This is a genomic window from Sphingomonas sp. BK036 (genome assembly GCF_004216825.1).
Taxonomy (GTDB): domain Bacteria; phylum Pseudomonadota; class Alphaproteobacteria; order Sphingomonadales; family Sphingomonadaceae; genus Sphingomonas.
Window position 1 is genome coordinate 228517 of the sequence record NZ_SGXR01000003.1, and the last position, 26059, is coordinate 254575.

At 68.0% G+C, this 26059-nt stretch carries 6 protein-coding genes; 4 read left to right on the forward strand and 2 right to left on the reverse strand.

Annotated features, from left to right (window positions below; genetic code table 11):
• The first annotated feature begins 158 nt into the window (after nt 1–158).
• From EV283_RS01240 to asnB, 4 genes are read left to right on the forward strand one after another with little or no spacing between them, the layout of a single operon-like run.
• Nucleotides 159–15536: a hybrid non-ribosomal peptide synthetase/type I polyketide synthase gene (locus tag EV283_RS01240; RefSeq protein ID WP_130322056.1), complete on the forward strand. Its 15378-nt coding sequence runs from the start codon at nt 159–161 to the stop codon at nt 15534–15536.
• Complete coding sequence (locus tag EV283_RS01245; protein ID WP_165391665.1) at nt 15529–19866, forward strand: non-ribosomal peptide synthetase; 4338 nt, start codon at nt 15529–15531, stop codon at nt 19864–19866. The genes EV283_RS01240 and EV283_RS01245 overlap by 8 nt, the downstream gene beginning before the upstream one ends.
• A gap of 1 nt (nt 19867) precedes the next feature.
• The gene (locus EV283_RS01250) at nt 19868–21622 is read left to right on the forward strand and encodes a serine hydrolase domain-containing protein (RefSeq protein WP_130322060.1); all 1755 of its coding nucleotides are present in this window, start codon (nt 19868–19870) and stop codon (nt 21620–21622) included.
• A 12-nt stretch (nt 21623–21634) separates the two neighbouring features.
• Nucleotides 21635–23503, forward strand: a complete 1869-nt coding sequence (asnB, locus tag EV283_RS01255; RefSeq protein WP_130322062.1) for an asparagine synthase (glutamine-hydrolyzing) — start codon at nt 21635–21637, stop codon at nt 23501–23503.
• On the opposite strand, the gene EV283_RS01260 is transcribed toward asnB, so the two are convergent.
• Nucleotides 23465–24427, reverse strand: coding sequence for a prohibitin family protein (locus EV283_RS01260; RefSeq protein ID WP_130322064.1), 963 nt, complete (start codon nt 24425–24427; stop codon nt 23465–23467). The two genes, asnB and EV283_RS01260, sit on opposite strands and share 39 nt — an antisense overlap.
• On the reverse strand, nt 24424–26058 hold the full coding sequence (locus tag EV283_RS01265) for a cyclic peptide export ABC transporter (protein ID WP_130322066.1): 1635 nt from the start codon (nt 26056–26058) through the stop codon (nt 24424–24426). The genes EV283_RS01260 and EV283_RS01265 overlap by 4 nt, the downstream gene beginning before the upstream one ends.
• Nucleotide 26059 lies beyond the last annotated feature (1 nt).

Below are 26059 nucleotides of genomic sequence, written 5' to 3' on the forward strand. Positions count from 1 at the left end.
GCCAGGGTAGGACGGCTCACCACCTAGGAAGAGCCCATGGCCTTGATCGCAGCTAGGCTGACGATCGCGCGCCTAGCCCGCTTTCACCTTTCGCACCCCGGTCAAGCACCGGCCCGATCACCGAATCGATCCTTGTCTCAGGGAGGGGCTGTGTCGCCATGGATGCTGCGAGCCGCGATCACTATGTCGAAGCGTTGCGCAAAGCCTCGGCGCACATAAGGGCGCTGACGGCGGACCAAGCCGCGTGCGCGCTGGAGCGGCCGATCGCGATCGTCGGCATGGGCTGCCGCTTTCCCGGCGGCGCCAATGATCCCGAACGATTCTGGGCCCTGCTCGAACGCGGCGGTGATGCCGTGGCAGGGATACCCGCGGACCGGTTCGATCTCGATCGCTGGTGGAGCGCGGACCCGGATGCGCCAGGCCGGATCTACGCCCGCGACGCCGCGCTGATCGACGACGTCCGCAGCTTCGATCCCGGCTTCTTCCGGATCACACCAGCCGAAGCCGAAGCGCTCGACCCGCAGCAACGCCTGCTGCTCGAAGTCAGCTGGGAAGCGTTCGAAGACGCCGCGATCGACGTCCGTCGGCTCGCGGGCAGTCGCACCGGCGTGTTTATCGGCCTGTCGAACTATGATTACATCCAGGCGCACGTCCATTCGGGCGACCCCACGCGTATCACCGCCTATTCGGGCAGCGGGGTGATGTTCAGCACCGCGGCGGGGCGCCTGTCCTATTTCTACGACCTGCGCGGCCCCTGCATAACGCTCGACACCGCCTGTTCTTCGTCGCTGGTCGCGCTCGATGCCGCGATCACGGCGCTGCGCCAGCGGGACTGCGACGTCGCACTGGCCGGGGGCGTCAGCCTGATGCTGTCGCCCGACAGCAGCGTCGCCTTGTGCAAGGTCAAGGCGCTGGCCGCGGACGGCCGCAGCCGGGCGTTCGACGATGCCGCCACCGGCTATGGCCGTGGCGAAGGCTGCGGGCTGGTCGTGCTCAAGCGACTGAGCGACGCGGTGCGCGATGGCGACCTCATCCACGGCGTCCTCGCCGGGTCCGCGGTCAATCATGATGGTCGCAGCAACGGGCTTACCGCCCCCAACGGACTGGCGCAACAGGCGGTGCTGCGGTCGGCGCTCGCGGATGCCGGGCTCACCCCCGACCGGATCGATTATGTCGAGGCGCACGGTACGGGCACGCCGCTCGGCGATCCGATCGAGTTCGGCGCGCTGGATGCGGTCTTCGGGGACCGGCCGCGCGCACGGGGTTTGCGACTGGGTTCGGTCAAGACGAATATCGGCCATACCGAAGCGGCAGCGGGGATTGCGGGGGTGATCAAGGCGGTGCTGGCGATCCGCCATCGCACGCTGCCGCCCAGCATCCACTTCGACACGCCCAATCGCCACATCGACTGGGCCCGATCGACGCTGTCCGTCGTCGCGACGGCAACAGCCTGGCCCGAAACCGATCATGATCCGGCCGTCGGCGTCAGTTCGTTCGGGCTCAGCGGCACCAACGCACATGTGATCGTCACCGCCGCACCCGTATCCGAGCGGGCGCCCCCCTCGCCTCGCCGCCCCTATGTCGTGCCGCTGTCTGGCGCCTCCCCCGCTGCGCTGACGGCGGCTGCGGCGCGATGGGCGGAGACGATCGCCCTGGCCGATCCCGAGACGCTTGCCGAGTTCACCGCCACCGCCGCCGCCCGCACCCCGCTCCCGCACCGCACCGTGGCGATTGGGGCGGATCGCGCTGCGCTGGCGCAGGCACTCGCCGCAATCGAAGCGCCGCACCCGGATTCGCCGGCACCAGGACCGCGGCTCGCCTTCCTGTTCAGCGGGCAAGGCGCCCATTATGCGGGGATGGGGCAAGCGCTCCACGCGGCCGAGCCAATATTCCGCGCGGCCTTCGATCGCTGTGCCGCCGTTGCCGATGCCCTGCTAGGCGGGTCGTTGCTCGGCCTGCTCGACGATGCCCCTGCACTGTCGCAGACCGGGTTTGCGCAACCTGCGACCTTCGCGTTGCAATGGGCGCTGGCCGAACTCTGGGCGAGCTGGGGCGTGCTGCCCGATGCCGTCGCCGGGCACAGCATCGGCGAGTTCGCGGCAGCAACGGTCGCCGGCGTGCTGTCTCCCGAAGCCGCGATGCGGCTGGTGATCGCACGCGCCGCGGGCATGCAGGCCTTGCCCACCGGTGGCGCGATGGCCGCCGTCTTTGCCGATGTCGGCACGGTGCGCGCGGCACTGGCTTCGCAAGGAGACCGAGTGGCGGTGGCCGCAATCAATGCCGCCGGCGCAGTCACGGTGTCGGGCGACGCAGTAGCGCTGGAAACCGTGCTCGCCGCGCTGCATCAGGCGGGAATCGAGGCCATCCGTCTCGATGTCTCCCACGCGTTTCATTCGCCGCTGATGGCGCCGATGCTGCCCGGGTTCCGGGCTGCCGCGATGAGTGAGAAACCGGCGGTGGCGACCATCGCGGTCTACTCGACAGTGACCGGCGCCCGGCTTGCGCCGGACACGCCGCTCGATGCCGACTACTGGGTCCGTCAGATCTCGGCCCCCGTGCGCTTCGCAGACGCGGTGGCGGCGTTGCAGGCCGACGGGTTCGACCGATTTCTCGAGATCGGCCCGGGCGACGTCGTGGCCGGCTTTGCGCGCCAGGCAGGCGCCCGCCTCGCGCTGGCCTCGCTGCGGCGCGGAACCGACGCCGCAACGCAAATGGCGACGACCGCGGCGACACTGTGGAGCGACGGCGTGGCGGTCGACTGGTCGGCGCGCAACGGCAAACCCACGCGCGCGGTCGGCGCCCCGCATTATCCGTTCCAGCGCAAACCCTATTGGCTGGAGGTCGGGCCGTTGCGGCCGCCCGCCTGGTCGGATCAGCAACAGCAGCAGCAACAGGCCGGCGTTGCGACGCAGACGGAGGGACATCGGATGGAGACGCGCGCACCTATTGTCGATCATCTGGTCACGACGCTGGCGCTGGTCGCCGGGTTCGATCGCGCCGAGATCAACCCGAGCCAGCATCTCACCGACATGGGCCTCGATTCGCTGATGCTGCTCAAACTCGGCCAGGCGGTCGAGCGCGATTACGGCGTCGAGCTGAAGATGAGCCAGCTGTTCAACGAACTCGGCACGCTCAACGACATCGCCCGCTATCTTGCCGGCCGCGCGACCCGCCAGCCCGAAGGCGCACTGGCGGCCACAGCGCCCGATCCCGTCGTCGCATTACCGGTCGCGGCCGTCTCCGCCCCGCTGCCGCCCCTCGCCACGCACGGTTCGGAGTCGGGGCTGTTCCAGCAACAGTTGCAGGCGATGACCGACCTCGCCGCGCAGCATCTGCGGGGCCTGGCCGAATTGTCCCGGCTGCAACTCGCCAGCGCCACCGCGCAGCCCGCGCCCGCGCCCGCCCAGCCGAGTGTGGTTGCGCCCAGGCCATCGGTCGCAGCCCCCGCGCCGCCACGCCCGAACATCCCCGCCCCGATCCCGGTCGCGCAAATCCGCGGCATCAATCTCGCAGGCGCCCGGCTGACGGAGGAACAGCAGCGGTTCGTCGATGAGTTGATCACCCGCCACTTGGCCCGCGCCGGCAGCTCCAAAGCGATAACGCGCGACAGCCGCCACGTGCTTGCCGACTGGAAGCACACTCTGTCCTTCTGGGGGCAGCTGAAGGAGGCCAAGTTCCCGATCGTCTCGGCAGCGTCGAAGGGCGCGCGCGTCACCGATATCGACGGCAACGTCTATATCGACATCGCGATGGGGATGGGCGTCCATTTCTTTGGCCACGCCCCCGATTTCATCCATGACGCGCTCAGGCAGCAGCTCGAATTGGGCATCGAGCTGGGGACGCAAACGCCCTTCGCGAGCAAGGCCGCACTGTTGCTGACCGCATTGACCGGCACCGAACGGGTAGCGTTCAGCAATACCGGATCGGAGGTGGTGATGGTCGCGCTGCGGCTGGCGCGCGCCGCGACCGGCCGCAAGACCGTAGTGCTGTTCAAGAATTCCTATCACGGCATCTTCGACGGCGTCCTGGCGACCGAGGAGGATGGCGAGCGCGTGCCGATCGGGCTCGGCACGCCCGAGGGGATGATCGAGGACCTCGTCATCCTGCCCTACGATTCCCCCGCATCGCTCGACTATATCCGCGCGCATGGCGACGATCTCGCCGCCGTGCTGGTCGAGCCCGTGCAAAGCCGCAACCCCGATCTGCAGCCGCAGGGGTTCCTCAAGGCGCTGCGCAAGCTCACGACGCGATCCGGCACCGCGCTGATCTTCGACGAGATGATCAACGGTTTCCGCATCGCGCCCGGCGGCGCGCGCGAATGGTTCGGCGTGGATGCCGACATCGCGCTCTACGGCAAGATCGTCGGCGGCGGGATGCCGATCGGCGTGATCGCGGGGAAGGCGCGGTTCCTCGATTATATCGATGGCGGCGATTGGGCGTACGGGGATCGTTCGGGCCCGCAATCGGCGATGATCTATTTCGGCGGCACCTTCTGCCGCAACCCGGCGACGATGGTCACCACGCACGCCGCGCTGGCGCACCTCCATGCCGAGGGTCCGGCGCTGCAGGCGCGCACGACCGCGCGCACCACCGCCTTTTGCGACCGCCTCAACCACTGGTTCGAGCGCGAGCGCGTGCCGTTGCGCGCCAGGTATTTCTCGTCGCAATGGCGGATCGTCCCCGTCGGCGTACAGGATCGCGAGCCGATAGAACTCGAGCTGCTCTACCTCTCGATGATGGTCCGCGGGGTCTATACGTGGGAGCGGCGAATCTCCTTCTTCTCGACCGCGCATAGCGAGGCGGACATCGCGATCGTGTTCGCCGTGATCACCGCCGCGATCGAGGAAATCCGCGCGCGCGGCTTCGCCTGGTCGATCGATGCCTATCCCGATCCGCAGTTCACGCCGCTCAGTTCCCCCGAACGGCGCATGTATGCGCTCGCCCAGCGCGATGGCGGCGACTTGCCCTATCATCTGCCGCAGGCCTTCGTCATCGACGGCCCCCTCGATATCGACCGGCTCGAAGAGGCGTTCCGCACCGTGATCCGGCGTCACGAAGCGTTGCGCACCGCGTTCGTGACGATCGACGGCGAACCGCTGGCGAAGCGCATCGCGGAGCCGCGCTTTGCGATCGCGCGCGAGACGATCGACGCGTCCGCGGTGGATAGCTGCCTGCAGCGCTTCATCCGGCCGTTCGACCTCGCCGAGGCGCCGTTGATGCGAGTCGGGGTCGCGACGCTCGCGCCGGACCGGCACCTGTTGATGGCGGATGCGCATCACATCGCGGTCGACGGCCTGTCGTTCGATATCGTCGCCGGGGACTTGATGGCGGCCTATGAAGGGCGCGCGCTGGCGCCCGTTGCGTATGACGCGCGCGCGGCGCGGCGTGCGGTCGATGCCGGCGGCGAGGGCGCGCGTGGTGCGGCGAATGCGGCCTTCTGGCGCGACCAGCTTGCCGATCCGCCGACACTGGATTTGCCGACCGACCGCGCACGCCCGCGCGACCGCGATTTCAACGGCGACGTCGTGGTCCGCGCTCTGTCAGCCGACCGCGTCGCCTTGCTGAAGACACTCGCCAAGACGTCGGGCAATTCGCTGTACATCGTGCTGCTGGCGGCGTGGAGCGGGTTCCTCCACCGCCTGACCGACCAGGACGACATCATGATCGGCGGCGCGAGTTCAGGGCGCGAGACCGTCGCCGCCGCCTCCGCGGTCGGCATGTTCGTCAACACGATCCTGTTCCGCACCCGGCCGCGCGCGGACATGCCGTTCACGCAGCATCTCGCCGCCGTCACCGCCGCCGCGCTCGCCGCCTATGATCATGGCGACTTTCCGTTCGAGGCGATGGCGGCGATGGCCCCCAGTCCGGAAGCCGGTCGCAACGCGCTGTTCGACACGATGCTGTCCTATGAGAACACCACCGCGCGCGCCTTCCGGATCGACGACCTGGTCTTCACCAGCCACGATATGCCGATCACGGCCGCAATGTTCGATCTCGCGCTCGACGTCGCGGAGCTCGACGGTGCGCTGACCCTTCGCTTTGCCTTTGCGACCGCGTTGTTCGATCGCGGCACGATCGAGCACTGGGCCGATGCCTTCCTGCAGATGCTTGATGCGCTCCCCGACGATCCCGATCGCCCGCTCGGCCGGATCGACCTCCAGACGCCCGGCGAGCGCAGCCTGATCGCGCAGGTCAACGCCACCGCCGCACGCTATCCCGAAGTCACGCTCGCAGACCTGTTCACGGCGAGCGCCACGCGCCATGCGGAGCGCACCGCGGTGATCTTCGGCGACACGCGGCTAAGCTATGCCGACCTGGATCGGCGATCGGCGGCGCTCGCCGCGGCGATCGCAGACCGCGCACCCGTCGGAGCGTCCGTGTGCATGCTCCTGCCCCGGTCGGAAGCGTGCGTCGTCGCCGAGCTTGCGATCCTGCGCGCAGGGTGCGTCTTCGTCCCGCTGGATCCGCGCGCACCCGCGGCTCTGCTCGACCATATCCTCCGCGACAGCGCCTGTGCCGTGGTGATCACCGAAGCAACGACGGCAGCGTTGCTGCCCGAGGCGCACCGGGCGCTTGCGCTGGACCATGCCGCCACCGGAGACGCCCCGCCCCGCCCCGCTTGCGCGTCCGATGACGTGGCCTACAGCATCTACACCTCAGGCTCGACCGGTCTGCCCAAGGGGTGCCTCGTCACGCATCGCAACGTCGTTCGCCTGCTCGCCAATGACCGGCCCGTGATCGCCTTCGGACCCGACGATGTCGGCGTGTGCGTGCATTCCTTCGCGTTCGACTTCTCGATCTGGGAAATCTGGTGTGCGTTGGCGCATGGCGGATCGGTGGTGATCGCCGATGGCGAAACCGCGCGCGATCCCAGGCTGCTGCTCGATCTCGTCCAGGCGCATCGCGTGACGGTCCTCAACCAGACCCCGGCGGCGTTCTACGGCTTCGTCGACGCCGTCCGCGCCACGCCGGTCCCCGATCTGGCCTCACATCTGCGCGCGGTCATCTTCGGCGGAGACCTGCTCGAATTCGGCTATCTGCGCCCTTGGGCGGCGCTCTATCCGCTCAACCGCATCGCCTTGATCAACATGTACGGCATTACCGAAACAACGGTGCATGTCAGCTGGCACCGCATCGCCACCGCCGATCTCGACCAGGGCCGCAGCATCATCGGACGACCGCTTCCCGAAACCACGATCGAGGTGGTCGACGCGAACGGCCTGCCCTCCCCGATCGGGGTACCCGGCGAATTGTGGATCGGCGGCGGCGGGGTCTGCCTCGGCTACCGCAATCGGGCCGACCTGACCGCGGAGCGCTTTGTCGATACCCCCGGCGGACGCCGCTATCGCAGCGGCGATATCGGCCGGCGAACCGCTGATGGCGCCATCGCGTATATCGGGCGGAACGATCACCAGGTGCAGGTGCGCGGCCATCGCATCGAGCTCGCGGGCATCCAGCACTGGCTGGTCCTGCATCCGCACATCGAACAGGCCGTGGTGATTGCGCACGCGGATGCGGACCGACACACGCAGCTCGTCGCCTATATCGTCGTCGCAGCTGATCTCGCACCCGACATGCTGCGCGCATATCTCGGCGACCATCTGCCCGGCTACGCGATCCCGGCGCAGTTCGTGTCGCTCCCCGCCTTGCCGCTGACCGCCAATGGCAAGCTCGACCGCGCCGCCCTGCCCGTCCCCGACGCCGCATCGGCTATCCCGAGCCTGGCGATCCGGCCCCCCACGACCGCGATGGAAACGACGATTGCAGCTGTCTGGGCGGACGTCCTCAGGCCCCCCACGATCGGCATCGACCAGAACTATTTCGCGCTTGGCGGCGATTCCATCAAGGCGCTGCAGATCGTCAGCCGGCTGCACCAGGCCGGCGTCGCCACCACCGTGGCGCAGGTGCTCAACGCCAAGACCGTCGCGGTACTCGCCACCATCGTGGCGCGCAGCCGCCCCCAAGCTGACGTGGCGGCCAGCAGCGACAGCGCGTCCCTGACGCCGATCCAGCATTGGTTCGTCGAAACGCACGGGGCCAGCGGCCATTTCAACAACTCCGCTTTGCTCGCCGCCGACGATATCGACACCGATGCCCTGGCAAAGGCGGTCGCTGCCGTGACGGCGCAGCACGAAGGACTGCACCAGACGCTCGACCTCTCGGTCACGCCGCCGCGCGTGCGGCTCGCCCGCGATATGGCCGTCCCGATCGAGCAAATCACCGTCGCCAGCGCCGCGGAGCTCACCGCGCACGCCGCCCATGCGCAGACCCGGTTCGATGTCGCGCACGCACCCTTGCTGCGCTTCGTCCACTACCGCCTGCCCAATGCCGAACGACTGTTGATCCTGTGCCACCACCTTGTGATCGATGGCGTATCCTGGCGGATCCTGATCGAGGACTTGCTCCGCGCCTACACCGCCGCGCGCACGGGCGCGCCGATCGCGCTTCCCCGCGCTGGTCGCTGGACCGAGTGGAGCGCAGCGCTTGCCGAGGCCGCGCAGGATCCCGCGCTGCTGGACGAGGTCGCCTATTGGCAAGCCATCGAAACCACGGAGATCGCGCCGCTCCCGTGCGATTTCGACGATGATCGCAACGCCGTCGGCGACGCGCGGACCGTCCGCATCACGCTCGACGCGGCCGCCACCGCCCGGCTCGTGGCTGCCGCATCGGCAGACGAATCGGGCATGGCTGCGCACCTGCTCGCCGCCACCGCGCTGGCGTGCCGCGCGTGCTTCGGGCTCGATCGGCTACGCATCCGGCTGGAAGGACATGGACGCGCCGAGATCGCACCCGCGCTCGACCAGAGCCGGACGGTCGGGTGGTTCACCACGCTGTTTCCCGCGCTCGTCGACATCGGCACCGCCGAGGATCGGTCGAGCGCCGCCCGCCATGTCGCCGCCATGCTTGGTGCCATCCCGCGTAAGGGCATCGGCTATGGCCTGTTGCGCTATCTGGCGCCCGCGTCGGCCCGCGCTGGACTGGTCTTCGGCCCCACGCCTGAGCTGGGTTTCAACTATCTCGGTCATTTCGACACCGCGCTGGGGGGCGGTTTCCACCTGGCGGACGAGCCGACCGGCGGCTTGCTTGCGCCGACGTTGCGCCGTCCCGAACTGCTCGACATCGAAGCCGCGATCATCGGCGGGTGCCTCGAAATGGCGATCGGCTATGGCGAACGCCTGCACGCGCGCGCCACGATCGAGCGATTCGCCGCCGCGATGCGGGAGGCGCTCAGCCCATCCGCCGCGCACGAGATCGCGTCCCCCGCGCTGTTGGCCGCGGCGGACCTGACACCGGCGGCGATCGAGACGGTGCTGGCGTTATCCCCGCTGCAGGAGGGCATGTACTTCCACGCCGCGACCGGGGACCGCCACGCCTATCTCCAGCAATTCACCTATCGCATCCGTGGTCCGCTCGATCACACCGCCTATGCCGTCGCCTGGCAGCAGCTGACCGCGCGCCACCAGGCGTTGCGCGCCGCGATCGCCGCCGCCCCTGGAGACGCCCCGCGCCAGCTGATCCTGAAGGACCGGCCGATCCCGATCCGGCACGAGGACGTCCGTCGGCTGAGCAAGGCCAGGCGCATCGCCGCCGTCACCGCGCTCGCCGAAGCGGAACGCACCGGCTTCGATCTCGCGCACGATCCGCTCGTCCGCATCGTCCTCGTCCGCCTTGGCGAAGCCGAAACCGACGTCATCCTCACGCTCCACCACATCATCTCGGACGGCTGGTCGCTCGGCGTGATGATGGGCGAGCTGCTGGCGCTCTACCGCGCGCAGGTCGACGGGCAGGTCGCGGATCTGCCGCCCGCCCCGCCCCTGTCGCGGCACATCGCATGGCTCGCTGCGCAGGACGAGCAGGCGGCGCGGCGGTTCTGGAGCGCCCGCCTCCACGAAGCGCCTTCGCCCTCGACCATTCCCGGCATCCGCCCCGGTGACGGCCGCAGCTACGCGATGGCCGAGCAGGCCTTCGCCTTCGACGCATCGACCACCCGGAGCCTGGCTTCGCTGGCGGCGAGCCAGGACATCACGCTGAACACGCTGGTCCAGGCGATGTGGGCCACGTTGCTCGCGGGGTTCAACGGGAGCGACGACGTCATCTTCGGGGCGATCGCGTCGGGGCGCCCCGCCGATCTTGCCGATGTCGAGCGGATGGTCGGCCTGTTCCTCCAGCCCATTCCCGTGCGGGCCCGGATCGCCCCCGACGATACGATCGCCACGCTCGCGCAACGGCTGCAGCGTGACGCCAACGACGCCGCGCCCTTTCACTATTTTCCGCTGGCCGCGATGCAGCGCTTAGGGGGCACGCGCCGTGCCGTGTTCGATCATGTGCTGGTGTTCGAAAACTATCCGTTCGCGGACGGATCGAACGGCGTGCTGCACATTGGCGACGTGCGCGCAGTCGAACAGATGCATTTCGATTTCAGCCTGGTCGTGCAACCGGGCGACACGCTGGAAATCAAGCTCACCTATAATCGGCACGCGCTCGATGCCGCCGAGATCGACCGGATCGAAACGCAATGGCGCGCGCTGGCGGCGGCGCTGCTGGAGGCACCCGATCAACCGCTCGGGTCGATTGACGTGGGCGGTGCGGTCGAGCTCGCTCTCTCCGCGCCGTCCGCTGGAACCGTGCTCGACCTGTTCGCGAAGCAGGCGGCGGATCACCCCGAAACTATTGCGGTCGACGACGGCACCGACACGCTCAGCTACCGGGCGCTCGACGGCCGCGCCGACGCACTCGCGAGGGCGCTTGTCGGGATTGGGGTCCGTCGCGGCGACCGGGTCGCCGCGTTCCTGCCAAGCGGAGCCGATCATATCGCGACGATGCTCGCGGTGTGGAAATGCGCCGCAGTTTTCGTGCCGCTCGATATCGATGCACCAGCGCGCCGCCTCGCGCATCTGGTCGCGCAGATCGCACCGGCCGCACTGGTGACGACCGAGCCACTCAAGGACTGCATTGCCGGCTCGAGCGACCTGCCCGCCGACCGCATCATAGCCTGGGTCGCCGATGGCACCGTCCCGGCCGCCGCCGATGCCGACCTCCCTGCCTTGCACCCGACGCCGACCGACGCCGCCTATGTGATGTTCACCTCGGGCTCCACCGGAACCCCGAAGGCCATCCTCGCGAGCCACGCCGGTCTGCGCCACTTCATCGATTGGGAGATCGCCGAACTCGGTATTGGCGCAGGCATCCGCGCTGCCAATCTCGCGCTGCCGACCTTCGACGTGTCACTCCGCGACATCTTCCTCCCGCTCGCGGCGGGGGGAACCGCCTGCATCGCGCCCCGCGCCGTCCGCCGCGACGGCGCAGCGCTCGTCGCCTGGCTATCGTCGGAGAAGATCGCGGTCGCGCATGTCGTGCCCAGCATCTTCCGCCTCGCGCTGAAAGCGATCGAGGAGGCCCCCACCGCACTCCCGGACCTGCGTCATCTGCTGTTCGGCGGCGAGATGCTGTGGGGCGCCGATGTCGAGCGCGCGCGCGCCACGCTCGGAGACACAGTGACGCTGCGCAATCTCTACGGTCCGTCCGAAACGACTCTCGCCAAATGCTGCTACCGGATCGACGGTCCCGTTGCGCCCGCGCGGGCGATCCCGGTCGGCGCCCCGCTGCCGGGCACGCAGGTGCTGATCGTCAAGGATGATCGACTGGCGGCACCCGGCGCGATCGGGGAATTGTATATCGCCCCGCCGTTCGCGCCGCTCGGCTATCTCGGTGACACCCAAAAGACCGCGGAGCATTTCATCACGCGCGCCGAATGGGGCGAACGGGTGTTTTACCGCACCGGCGATCTCGGACGCTCGCTCGCCAACGGGGCAATCGAGGTCTGCGGACGCCTTGACGGGCAGGTCAAGGTCAATGGCGTGCGCATCGAGCTGGGCGAGATCGAGCAAGCCGCAATGGCGAGCGACGAAGTCGATGCCGCCGTCGCTATCGCCCACAAGCGCGAAGACGGCGAACTGTCGCTCGCCTGCTACTACACGCTCAAGCGCCCGCTCGACGCGGCGGCGCTGCGCGCGCGGCTCGCGCTCGAACTGCCTGCACCGGTGATGCCGCACTTCCTCATCCCGCTCGACGCGCTGCCGCTGGGCGTGAACGGCAAGGTCGACCGGCGCGCGCTGCCAAAGCCGGAGGAACTCGTCACCGGCCGTATCGCGCACGTCAAACCCGCTGGAGCCGTGGAAACGCGCGTCGCGACGATCTGGAGCGAGGTCCTCGGGTTGAAGCGGATCGGCGCCACCACGCCCTTTTTCGAGGTTGGCGGCGATTCGCTGCGGGCCATCCGCGTGCTGACGCGCATCAACGCGGAGTTTGGCGCAGCGCTCAGCATCGGTGCCTTCTTCACCGCGCCGACGGTGCGCGCGATGGCCGCCGCGCTCGCCCCCACGTCAAAAGCCCCCGCGCAGATTCCGATCGTCCCGCTTGCCGAAGACTATCCCGTCTCCCACGCGCAGCGCCGGCTCTGGGTATTGGCGCAACTCGGCGGCAACCCCGCTGCCTATGTCCTGTCCGCCGCCTATCGTCTCGACGGAGCATTGGCGGCCGACGCGCTGATATCGGCGATAGAGGCGCTGCCGATGCGGCATGACGCGCTGCGGACGGTGTTCCTCTCGACCCCCGACGGCGTTCGCCAGCGCCCGCTCGCCGATCTTTCGTTCGAGGTGGCGACCGCCGATCTGACCGAGGCCGCAGACCCCGAACAGGCCGCGCTGGCACTCGCCGAAGCCAATGCCGCGCGGTCGTTCGATCTCGCGACCGGCCCGTTGCTCGCCGCAACGCTCCTAACGTTGGCGCCCGACCGGCACGTCCTGCTCTTCGCCGTGCACCACATCGTCAGCGACGCGGAATCGGTGACGATCATGGTCGAGGAGATCGTCCAGCTCGCCCGCGGCGCCGCGTTGCCACCGCTCCGCCTCCGGCTCAAGGAACAGGCTGCCGCCGAAGCCGCGTGGCTGCAGACACCGGCAGCGACCGCAACGCGCGATTGGTGGCACGCCCAGCTCCACGCCATGCCCGACCGGCTCGACCTGCCGTTCGATCGCCTCCCGCCCCCCATGCCCAGCTATGACGGCGACCGGGTGTCGGTGATGATCGATACCGTCACCGTCGACGCGCTGCGCGCCGTGGCGCGCGCGGCGGACACGACGGTGTTCGGTGGACTGGTGGCACTGGTCGCGGCGCTGCTCCAGCGGCACACCGCCTGCGACGCGCTGATGCTCGGTATGCCCGTCGCCTGCCGCGACGATGCGGACTTTGAACGCCAGGTCGGCTTCTACGTCAACCTGCTGCCGTTGCGCCTCGAACTCGACGATCGGCACGATGTCGCCGGGCTCGTCCGGCATGCCGGCGCGACGATCGCCGCCGCGATCGACCACCGCGCCTATCCGTTCGACCGGCTGGTCGAGGAGCTTCACCTGACGACGGACGACGGTCGACCGCCGGTCTTCGACGTCGCGGTCGTGTTCCAGGACGCCGGGCAGCGTGTCTTCGCCTTTGACGGGGTGACGGTCACGCCCTTCGGCCGCGATCCCGGAATCGCTAAATATCCGCTCAGCTTCGAATTCGTCGAGCGCGACGATGGCATCACGCTCAACGTGGAATATGCCACCGACCTGTTCGATCGCGCGCGGGTCGAACGGATGGCGCGGCATTTTGCGAATTTGGCAAAGGCCGCCGTCACCGATCCCACCGCAAAGGTAACGACGCTCGACCTGTTCGACGCCGCCGAACGCGACATGCTGATGCCGCCCGTCGAGATGATCGCCCTGCCCGAGCCCGCGACGGTTCCGGCCCAGTTCGCAGCCTGGGTCGCACGGCATCCCGACGCGGCCGCGGTTATCGGGCTGAGCACGACCCTGAGCTATGCAGATCTCGACGACCGGGCGAACGCACTGGCGCGCGCGCTCGCCGGACGCGGCATCGGGCAAGGTCATGTCGTCGCGGCCCTGCTCGATCGTTCCGAAATGCTGGTCGTGGCGTTTCTGGGCGTGCTGATGGCGGGCGCGGTCTACCTCCCGCTCGACCCAAACTACCCGCCCGAACGGATCGCGTTCATGCTCGAGGATTCGGGGGCGCGCGTGGTGCTGACCGAGGGGCACGTCGAGGATTCCCCGGCAACGCAAGCGCTGGAGATTCTCGATATCCGCGCGCTCGGCGACGATCGCAATGCCGAACCCGAGCCACCCGCGGTGGACGATCTGGCCTATCTCATCTACACGTCGGGATCGACCGGGCGACCCAAAGGCGTTCTGCTCGAACATCGCGGTGCGGTCAGCCTCGCGCTTGCGCAACGCCACGGCCTACAGATCGAACCCGAGGATCGCATCGTCCAGTTCGCACCGTCGAGCTTCGACGCATCGGTGTGGGAAATGGTGATGGCGCTGCTGAACGGCGCCTGCCTGGTGGTGGTGACGATCGACCAGATCAGGGATCCGCGCGCGTTCGCCCGCCGTCTTGCCGAGACTCGCGTGACCGTCGCGACGGTGCCGCCCTCCTATCTCGCCACGCTCGACGATGCCGCGCTGGCGCCGCTGGACCTCCTGATCACTGCTGGCGAAGCCCCCGACGCGCCACGCGCGGCCCGGCTCGCGCGGCGGATGGGGGTCGTCAACGCCTATGGCCCGACCGAGACGACGGTTTGCGCAAGCTGGCATCATGTCGATGCCCGACTCGATGCGAGCCGCGCGATCCCGATCGGGCGTGCGATCGCGAACGCCGTGGTGATCGTGCTGGATCGCTTCGGCAACCTCGCCCCGCTGGGCGTTGCGGGCGAACTCCATATCGGGGGCGCAGGGCTCGCGCGTGGCTATCACGACCGCCCCGATCTCACGCGCGCCGCCTTTGTCGACCATCCCTTCGCGCCCGGCGAAAGACTGTACCGCACGGGTGACCGCGGCATCGTCGATACCGATGGCACGATTTGCTTTGCCGGGCGGCGCGACCGCCAGGTCAAGCTGCGCGGACATCGGATCGAACTCGCCGAAGTCGAGCGCGCGATCCTGCGCCTGCCGGGCGTTGCGGCGGTGGCGGTCGCTCTCCGCCCAGGCCCGAGCAACGACGAGCTGGTCGCATTCGTCATCCCCGATGGCCACGTCGATACCGCCGCGCTGTCACACGCACTGGCGCAGCACCTGCCTGCGGCAATGTTGCCGAGCCGCTGGGTGCCGCTCGCCGACCTGCCGATGATGCCCAACGGCAAGGTCGACTATGCGGCCCTCGTCGACACGCCCGCTGGACCCACGCCAAGCACCGCCTTCGACGACCCGCGCGAGGCGCTGGTCGCCGCCGCGTGGGTCGGCGTGCTCGGCCATAGCGAGTTCGGCCGACACGACCGGTTCTTTGCGGTCGGTGGCGATTCGATCCGCGCGATCCAGGTCATCGGTCGGCTTCTCGCCAGCGGCCATGGTATCGAGATGCGCGCGTTCCTAACCTACCCGAGCGTCGCCGGCATCGCCGCGCTGCTCGCCGAGGCCCCCGATGCCGCCGCGCCGAGCGCACGCGTCGATCTGGCAGATGTCGAGGCGCTCTTCGGTCATGGCTAGCCCCGCGCCAAAGCTCGACCGTTCGACGGTCGAACGCGTCTATCGCGTGCGCCCGCTGCAAGCCGGCATGCTGTTCCATGACCTGCTGACCCCGGGAGTCGCCACCTATTACCGCGCAGTCACCTTCACCATCTCGGGTGAGGTCGATGCGCAGGCCTGCGAGACAGCCTGGAACGGCCTGCTCGCCCGCCACCCCCTGTTGCGCGCGGTGTTCGATTACGAGCGCACGGACCAGGCGCTGCAGATCATCCTGAAGACCCGGACGATCGAATTCCACGCCGAGGATCTGGCAGACTGCGACGCGGCCGCCCGCATCGCGGCATGGTGCCACGCCGATGCCGCACGCGGCTTCGATCTGCGGCGCGACTGCCTGATCCGGGTCGCGCTGTTCCGGGTCCGGCCGGCGCATTTTGAGATGGTGTGGACGCACCCCCACATCCTGATCGACGGCTGGTCGGGCGCGATCCTGGCCGAAGAATTCACCGCCCTCTACGCGGGGGCGCGGGCTCAAGTGCCGCCGCAGCTCCCCCCCGCGCCAGACCCCGACAGCTATATGGCGATGCTGGCGGCACGCGATGACGACGCCGCCACGCGCTACTGGACCCAGTTGCTCGCGGGATATGAGGAGGTTGCGTCCTTGCCGCGGCGCGCATCGGACTCTGCCCCCGATCTCGCGAGCTATCGCTTCGACATCGCGCAGGCACCGGTCGAGCGACTTGCCACGCTGGCGTCGACGCACGACACCACGTTGGGGATCGTGCTGCAGGCGCTGTGGGCGATCATCCTGGCGCGGTGGGTCGGACGCGACGACGTCGTCTTCGGTATCGTGACCTCGGGTCGCACGGTCGCCGCGCGCGGCATCGATCGACTGGTAGGCATGTTCATCAACACCATTCCGGTTCGCGCGACCTGGAGCCGGACGGACACGCTCGGCACGCTGCTGGCGCGACTCCAACGCCAGGCGTTCGACGCGGCGCAGCACGACCATCTCGGACTGGCGGCGATCCACGCCAAGTCCGCGCTACCGGCCGGGGTGTTCGACCATCTGCTCGTCTTCGAGAACTTCCCGGCAGCTTCCAGCGACGTCGGTACGACCGGGTTCGTCGTCACCGCCACGACCGCGCGTGAGCGGGCGAATTACGATTTCGGGATCATCGTCCAATCCGGCGACGGGCTCGAATTCACGATCCAGCACGACCCGGCGCGCATGCCGCTTGCGATGCTGCAACGGCTGGAGGCGCAGTGGCGAACGCTGATCGACGCGCTGATCGCTCGGCCCGAGGATCCGCTCTCGGCGATCGACCTGCTGCCCGTCGCGGAGCAGCGCATCCTCGCGGCGCTCGAACACGGTCCGCGCGTCCAGCGCGCCCCCGCGGCAACTCTGGTCGACCTATGGCATGAGCAGGCGGACCGGACCCCCGACGCGCCTGCCCTGGTCGCGGGTGCCGTCCGGCTCAGCTACACGATGCTCGACCAGAGGGCCGAGGGCGTTGCCGACCGTCTGCGGCGCAACGGCATCGGGCACGGCGACGTGATCGGCATACTGGCTGCCCGCGGCGCGGACCGGCTCGTCGCGCTGCTCGGCATCCTCAAGGCCGGGGCGACATACCTGCCGATAAGCCCGTCCCTGCCCGATCGCCGCATCGCCGACATGATCGCGGACTCGGCCTGTCGGCGCGTCCTCGCCGACGCCGACGGACTGGTGCGGACTCAGGCGATCCAGGGGCCCATCGGCGAAAACCTAGCGGCCCCCGCCATCACACATCGGGCCCCAAGCGGCGCGACGGCCGATGCAACGGCCTATATCATCTACACCTCGGGCTCGACGGGACGGCCAAAGGGCGTCGCGGTCGCGCATCACGCCTTCGTCAACATGATCCTCGCGCAGATCGAAGGCTTCGGAATCGAACCGGGCGATCGCGTGCTCCAGTTCGCCTCCAGCTCGTTCGACGCCTCGCTGTCGGAGATCTTCATGGCGTTGCTACGCGGCGCCTGCCTGATCATAGCGCCCGAAAGCGCGATCCGCGACGGCGACGCGCTGCTGCGGCTGATCGCGGACGAGCGCATCACCATCGCCACGCTGCCGCCCTCCTATCTGCGCGCGCTCGAGCACGCCAAGCTGGAACCGTTACGCGTCCTGATCACCGCGGGCGAAGCCCCCGACCTCGCCGATTCCCGTCATTATGCGCGCCGCCTTGCTCTGTTCAACGCCTATGGCCCGACCGAGAATGCAGTCTGCGCCAGCTGGCACCGTGTCGCGCCCGATGGCGACTATCCAGCCGGCATCCCGATCGGCCGCGCGATCGCGAATACCGCGATGAGCATCCGGGATCGCGACGGGCGACGAATGCCGCTCGGCGCGATGGGAGAGATCTGGCTGTCGGGCGCCGGCCTCGCGGAAGGCTATGTCGGCCAGCCCGCCCTGACCGCCGACCGTTTCCCGACCCGCGATAACGAGCGCTTCTACCGCACCGGCGATATCGGCTTGCTGCGGGACGATGGCGAGATGCTGTATTTCGGGCGCATCGATTCCCAGGCCAAGCTCAACGGCCACCGCATCGAACTCGGTGAGATCGAGCAGCGGCTGCGCGATCACCCGGCCGTGGCGCAGGCGGTCGTCCTGATCGCCGCCAATCCCCCGAGACTGGCAGCGTTCGTCGTGCCGCGTGCGCCGCTCGACCTCGACGCGGTACGCCGCAGTCTCGCCGAGGTCTTGCCGGCATGGATGGTCCCGGCATCGATCACGCCGCTGACGGAATTGCCCGTAACGATCGCCGGCAAGATCGATCGGCGCGCGCTGCTCGCGGGTACGAAGGCCGATGTCGCGACGGGCCTGCCGCTCGACGCGATCGAGGCGATGGTGGCCAAAGCGTTCAAGGCGGTGCTGGGCTGCGAGACGGTCGGGCGAGACAGCGGTTTCGTCGCGCTCGGCGGGGATTCACTGCGTGCCATTCGCCTGATGGGTAGGCTCCGCCGCGCCGGACTGGCGATCGCGCTGAACGACCTGCTCGCCGCCGACAGCGTCGCCGCGATCGCACGCATGGCATTCCCTTCCGAAGACCGCGACACCTCCCCGGCCCATGGACGCGTGCCGCTGACGCCGATCCAGCGCGGATACTTCGCCAATGATCCGGATGGTACCGCCCGGTTCAACCACCATGTCCTTCTCGAAACCGGCCGTACATTCGATCCGGCGGCCGTCCGCACGGCCCTCATCGCGCTCTGGGAGCGCCATGATTCGCTGCGGCTTCGCTTTGGACGGGACGACGACTGGCACGCGGAGATCGCCGAAGCGACAGCCGCGCCCCCTTATCGACAGGTCGATCTTGCCACGGCGGCCGACCCGTCGTCGCTGATCGCCGTTGATGCCGTCGCGCACCAGCCTCCCCCCGCCGCCTCGGGCGAAACGCTCCTCTCGGCCACGCATTTCCAGCACGACAAGGGCGACCTGCTTCTGCTGTCCGCGCATCACTTGCTGGTCGATGCCGTGTCGTGGCGCGTGCTGCTCGAGGATCTCGAACAGGCGCTGGCCCAAGCGACCACCGGCGCACCGCCGCGCTTGCCCGCACCCGCCGCCAGCTATGCCGAATGGGCTCGAACGCTCTCCAGCGCAGCGTCGCTTGCCGCCGCCGAGCGAGAACGCCCCTATTGGCAAACCGTCATCGCCGCAATGCCGCAGCTCCACGCGGTTGCGCCGCACGGCTATGACGACACCGCGCTGCTGACGGCCGACCTCGGCCCGGTCCCCGCCGGAACCTCGGACCGCGCCGTCCTGGCGACACTGCTCGCGCGGATCGCAAACGCACTGTCGGCCATCGAAGGCAGCGCCACGGTCGCCGTCACGCTCACCGGCCATGGCCGCCACGCGCTCGTCCCCGCCATCGACGTCAGTCGCACCGTCGGTTGGTTTTCCGTCGAATATCCGTTCATCGTCGCCGCCGCCGCAGATGCCGCCGAGATCGCGGCAGCGCTCGCGGCCGTCCCGTCGCACGGTATCGGATGGATGGTGTTGCGCTGGTTGTCCGCGACCCCGCCCAGCCCTGCCGAGCCCGCCATCAGCGTCAATTATCTCGGCGAGATTACGATTGCGGCCGACAGCGACTTGGTCGTCAGCGATATGCTGCCGGGCGTCACCACCCGCGGCCTGCGCCGGACTCGCCGCATCGAGATCGAAGCGCATCAGGCGAGCGGCAGGCTGCACGTCGCGCTCCGCTACGCCCCGCACCTCGACACGCCGTCGCGCATGCAGACGCTGTTGGACGCGATCACCCATGTAGGCGCGGCAGCGCCAGTATTCCTGCCGTCAGAGAGCCTATTGGAAGGAACATGACATGGCCCGCCGTTCGTCACCGTTATTCCGCACCGCTATTCTACTGACTGCCAGCACCATGACGCTCACGCCGTTCGCGGCCGATGCGCAGCTGACCCCAATGGGTCGGGCCGATTCCAACCGCCCGCTGCTGGGCAAGCTTCAGCCACCCCTGGTCTCTGCGCAGGCGTCGGCAGGGACGCCGCCCCCCGGCTATCCTCCGGCAAAATGCCAGTCGCCCCCGCCCCCGGCATCGCCGCCGCGCGGCCAGTCGCGCAACGCGCTCCCCAACAGCCCGTTTCCCGCGACATGGCAGGCCGTGCTCGACTCGTACGTCGCCGAGGGCAAGATTCCGGGCGGCGTCATCATCGTCAAATCCCCCGATTGGGGCGTCCGCTTGGGCGTGGCGGGCAAGGCCAACATCGTCGCCGGCACGCCCGTCTCGCCCAACATGCAGTTCCGCGTCGGCAGCGTCAGCAAGGCGTTCCTGGCCCAGGCGATCCTGCGACTGGAGCAGCAGGGCAAGCTGCGCCTGACCGACCCGGTACTGAAATATCTCGGCGACAACCCGGTCGTGGCGGGCATTCCCGACATCGACAAGGTCACCGTCAAGCACTTGTTGCAGATGAATTCGGGGATCAAAAACTATCTCGAAGGCACCAATATCGGCTTCTCGCCGCAGATCACGCCGAGCCGCGCCTTCACCCCGTCTGAGTTGATGGCCGATCTTTCGGGCAAGCCGCCGGCCCTCAGCCCGGATTTTGCCCCCGGCACCACCTATCCCAATCCCTATTGGCTCAGCGTGCTCAATCCGAATTTTCCGCAGAACCCGTTGCCCTGGCCTTCGCCGCAGGGTGAACCGGCCCCCTATCCGGCATGGACCTACACCAATTCCGGCTACATCCTTCTCGGCATGATCGCTGAGAAGATCACCGGCATGCCGCCCGAGAAATATCTGAAATCCTTGGTGTTCGACACCGTCGGGCTGGACGACACCTATTTCGCGACCACCGACAAGATGCTGCCGCAGATGCACGGTTACACGCGATATGGCGCGATCCCGTACCCCCATCCGGTGTACAAGGAACTGTGCGACGTGACGCAGATCAACCCAAGCTATGCCTGGACCGCGGGGGCGATCGTCTCAACGCCGTGGGATCTGCTCAAGTTCGAGGATGCGATGTTCGAGCGCGACGATCTGCTCAACGCCGGCTCCAAGAACAAATGGTTCACCTTCGTGTCGTCGGACATCCATCCCGGCTGGGAAGTCATGCAATATGGCGTCGGCGGGCTGATGCAGCCGGAACGCGCTTACGGCACCGCCCGCGGCCATGGCGGCGCCTTCCCCGGCTACAAGACGCTGCTCTATTACTTCTACGACCAGAAGACGTCGTTCGTGCTCGCGATCAACAACTGGGACCAGGAGTATGAGGTCAACCTGCTCGACCAGATCATGCCGATGGTCAGTTCGGCGGTCAGCACGCCGAGCCCCACCAACGCCGCCAGCGTCAAGGGCGCGCAAGTCCGCCTGCGCTGGCAGGCGGGTCGCATTTATGGCGACAGCTACGATGTCTATTGGGGCACCAACGCCCGCGCGGTGACGACCGCGAGCGCATCGGGTCAGGCCGGCGTCCAGCGCAAGACCGTGACCGACGTCACCGCCACGATCCCGGTCAAGCCGGGCGCGACCTATTACTGGCGGGTCGATACGCATGCATCGCCCGGCCAGCCGCTCAAGCTCGTGATCGGCCCGACATGGTCGTTCCGGGCAAAGTGAGACGATAGGCGCATGTGCGGTATCGCCGGGATCTTCAACGCCGACCGCACCCGGTCCGTCGATGGCACGGCATGCGCGGCAATGGCCGCGACGCTGCGCCATCGCGGCCCCGACGACGCTGGAAGCTTCACCGCGCCCGGCGTCGCGCTCGGCTTCACGCGGTTGTCGATCATCGATCTCGGCGGCGGCAACCAACCGCATAGCAACGAAGATGAGAGCGTGGTTTCGGTCTGCAACGGCGAGATCTACAACCACAAGGCGCTGCGCGCGGAGCTGGCCGCGCATGGCCATCGCTTCTGCAGCCAGTGCGACGTCGAGGTGCTCGTGCATCTCTACGAACAGGACGGCACCGCGCTCGCCAACCGTCTCAACGGCCAATTCGCCTTCGCGGTCTATGATTCCACGCGTCACCGCCTGATCCTGGGACGCGACCAGACCGGCATCGCGCCGCTTTTCTACACGCAGGTGGGCGGCGCCCTGGTGTTCGGGTCGGAGATCAAGGCGCTGCTCGCGCATCCGGGCGTCGAACGCCGGGTCAATCTTCGCGGCCTCGACCAGATCCTGACCTTCCCCGGCCTGCGCAGCCCGACGACGATGTTCGAGGGCATCCACGCGCTCCCGCCTGGCCACCTGCTCGTGGCAGACGGCAGCGGCATCGCGGTCACGCAATATTGGGATCTCGTCTATCCCGAGGCGGCGACGACGCGCGAGTCCGATCCGGCCCCCTATGTCGATCGGCTGGAGACGATATTGCTCGCCTCGGTCGAGCGGCGGCTGCAGGCGGACGTAGCGGTCGGGCTCTATATCAGCGGCGGGCTCGACTCGGGCCTCATCGGCGCGCTCGCGAAGCGCGCCGCGCCGGGGCATCGCTTCGAATCCTTCTCGATCACCTTTCCCGATGCCGCGATCGACGAGCGCGCGCAGCAACGCCGGATGGTCGCCGATCTCGGAACGCGACATCACGAGATCGAGTTTTCGCCCGACGACATCGCCCGGCGACTTCGCGATGCGGTGATCGCGGCGGAGGCACCGCTCAAGGAATCCTATAATACCTGCTCGCTCGCGCTCTCCGCGTTGGTGCGCGAGGCTGGACACAAGGTGGTGCTGACGGGCGAAGGCGCCGACGAGCTGTTCGGCGGCTATGTCGGCTATCGGCTCGACGCGGCGGGCGGATCGCCACGCGGCGTCACCGACGGCATCGAGGCGCTGCTCGAGGAGGAGCTGCGCGCCGGATTATGGGGCGATCCCAATTTCTTCTACGAGCGCGACTATTGCCTGTTCCGCGACGCAAAGGCCGGACTCTACGCCCCCACGCTCGCCGCCGGTCTCGCCACGTTCGATGCGACGCGCGAGACGGCGGTCGACCACCGCCGGATAGTGGGGCGCGCGAAACTGCACCAACGCTCCTATGCCGATTTCAAGCTGCGGATGGCGGATCATCTGCTCGCCGATCATGGCGACCGGGTCGCCTATGCGCATTCGGTCGAGGCGCGCTATCCGTTCCTGGATGCCGAACTGATCGATTTCGTGCGGACGATCCCCCCGGGCCTGCTGGTCCGCAACAACAGCGAAAAATGGCTGCTGCGGCAGGTGGCGGCGCGCTATCTACCGCCCGAACTCGCCCGGCGCGAGAAATTCGGGTTCGTCGCGCCCGGCGCCGCCTATCTGTTGCAGCAGAAGATCGACTGGGTCGAAGACCTGCTCTCGCCGGATCGCCTGCGCCGCCAGAATTACTTCGATGCCGATGCCGTCCAGCGCCTGCGCGCGCAGCAACTGTCGGGCGGCGCTCGCCCGAACGCGACCTTCGACACCGACGTCCTTATGCTGGTGCTGACCTTCGGACTATTTCTCGACGCGTTTGGCCTGCCCGACCGCGCCTGAATCGTCGCGGCCCGGATCCAGCAGAAGCGGGCTGTTCGCGCCGCCACCCAGCACGACGATCTTGCTGTTGGGGGACTGGGCGAGCTTGTCCATCGCATCGACGCTGCGCCATTTCACCAGCGATACACCCGCGCGCCGTTCAAACGCGCGGACGCCCTCGGCCTCGATCGCCCAGGCCTGCCGCTTCAGCTCGGCCTGGCGCAGCAGGAACGGACCCGCGAGCGCCTTCTGCTCATCGGCGAGCTTCTCCTGGATCTGCGCCTGCACCCGCGGTGGCAGCGTGATCTCGGTGATCAGGACCCGGTCGAGCGTCACCCAGTGGCGCGCGACGGCGGACCGCGCGGCCGCCTCGACGCGCGCCGCCAGTTCGGCTTCGCCCACGACGCTCAAATCCTCGGGCTTGAACTGGCGGACGATATGACGTGCCGCTGCGACCATATCGGGCCAGACCACCGTCGCGCGGTAGCCGGGCCCAACGTCGCGGTGCAGCACGGTCAGCGCGTTCGGCCGGAGCGCATAGCGAACGGTGACGCGCATCGAGACCTGAAGCCCGTCGCTGGTCAGCAGCGGGACCGCGCCATGCATCTCCTGCAGCCGCAGGTCGTACACCGTCATCTGGTCCCACGGCCAAATGACGTGATCCCCCTCGCCATAGCGCCGGTCCATCACCGTCCCGCCGCCGAACCGCGACCACAACACCCCGGCATTGCCCGACCCGACCGGGATGAAGATATCGCGCCACAGGACGAGCAGCAGGAAAAGCGCGAGCAACCCGCCGAGCAGCGTCCGGAACCGTCGCCGCGACATGCCGAAATAGGCGGACAGTCCTGCCGGCGCGGCAGGCGCCTCGGCCACGTCGATCGCCGGCGCCGGCGGCAGACCGGGCAGGCGCAGGATGTTCAGGCGTATCGAGTCGACGCTCATGCCATGGCCTTCCGTCGCCTGGTCGAGGCGACGACGCCCATCTCCATCTTCACGACCAGATCGGCCACGCCGAAATACCGGTCGTCATGCGTGGCGATGAGCAGGGTCTTGCCTGCCGCCTTCAATTCGGGGAGCAGTTCCTCGTAGAAATAGTGCCTGAATTCGGGGTCCTGTTCCGCCGCCCATTCATCGAACACCAACACGGGCCGATCCTCGAGCAACGTCACGAGCATCGCGACCCGCTTGCGCTGCCCGGTCGACAGGTCGCGCGTCGTGAAGCCGTCGTCATAACCCACCTTGTCGGCGATCCGCATCCGGTCGAGATGCGCCGCGATCGCGTCGGTATCGGGCGTGACCCCGTAGAGCTTCGAAAACAGGTGGAAGTCGCTGAAGATGCCGCCGAACAGCTCGCGCAAATTCGGTCGACGCCCGGGCGCCACCGGCTTCCCGTCGATCAGTAGCGCCCCCGCCAGCGCCGGATAGAGGCCCGCCATCACCTTGAGCAACGTCGTCTTGCCGCTGCCATTGCCACCGACGAACATCGTGATCTCACCCTGGCGGATGGTCAGATCGATCGGACCGATATGGAAGGTCTCGCCCGCCTCGCCCGGATAGCTGAACTCGATCGCCTTGCACGTCAGCGTCCGCCGGAAGGGCAGCGGCGCGGGGGGCTGGATCGACTCGGGCACGGTCACCATCCGACTGACCTCGCCTTCCAGCGCGATCAGCGATCCCGCGGCGCGATCCGCCTTGCTGATCGCCGGCACCGCCGTAATCACCGTCGACAGCGGTCCGAAGATGAACAGTACGGTCGCCACCATCTCCGGCGCATGTTGGGCAAATCCGGTCACCAGCGATGGCAGCGCAAACACGATCAGGCCAAGCAGCATGTAGAAGAAGGACTGCGAAAACAGCGCCGTGCTGTTGTAGACGCTGGTCGTCTGCATCTTGATATCGCGCAAGCGCACCGCGATGCTGCGGATCTCGGCCAACAGGGCCTCGCGCCGCGCATGGCTCAGCTTCACTTCCTTCACGCCGTCGATCAGGTCCGACATCATGCCGATAAAGCCGATTTCCTCGGTCGTGCTCGCGGTGATCAGGCGGTTGAGCTCCGCCATGCGCGACAGATACAGCAGCACGCCCGCGCCGATGACGCCGACGATGATCAGGAACGCGGGCATGGACAGCGTCAGCACGTACAGGCCGGTACAGGTGACCATGACCGCCGAATGCGCGGCGGCGACCAGCAAGCCCTGCGACTCCGAAATGATCACCAGGTCCTGCGTGATCGCCTGGAATATCCGCGCGCGGCCGACCTTTTGCAGCGCCATCAGCTCGGCATGGCCGATCTGCGCCATCAGCCGGATCCGGATCGTCGCCAGCATCTGCTCGAAGATGCGCGTCGCCGAATCGAACGTGTAGCGCAGGCCAAGCACGTAGAGCGCCAGCGCCACCAGAAACAGGCCGACGTCGCGTAGATCGGGCGCCCCCTTGCCGAGCGCCGCGGCGGCATTGTTGATGATGACCAGGATCGCGGTATTCGCCGCCGCCGAGACCAGCACGGCGAGGAAGATATCACGCCGCGACCCTGCCGCTTCCCGCGCCAGCAGGGCAAAAAGAGTGGTGGGCAAG

Coding starts and splice junctions, on each gene's coding strand:
- EV283_RS01240 (WP_130322056.1), top strand. CDS start 159: ATGGATGCTGCGAGCCGCGATCACTATGTCGAAGCGTTGCGCAAAGCC.
- EV283_RS01245 (WP_165391665.1), top strand. CDS start 15,529: ATGGCTAGCCCCGCGCCAAAGCTCGACCGTTCGACGGTCGAACGCGTC.
- EV283_RS01250 (WP_130322060.1), top strand. CDS start 19,868: ATGGCCCGCCGTTCGTCACCGTTATTCCGCACCGCTATTCTACTGACT.
- asnB (WP_130322062.1), top strand. CDS start 21,635: ATGTGCGGTATCGCCGGGATCTTCAACGCCGACCGCACCCGGTCCGTC.
- EV283_RS01260 (WP_130322064.1), bottom strand. CDS start 24,427: ATGAGCGTCGACTCGATACGCCTGAACATCCTGCGCCTGCCCGGTCTG.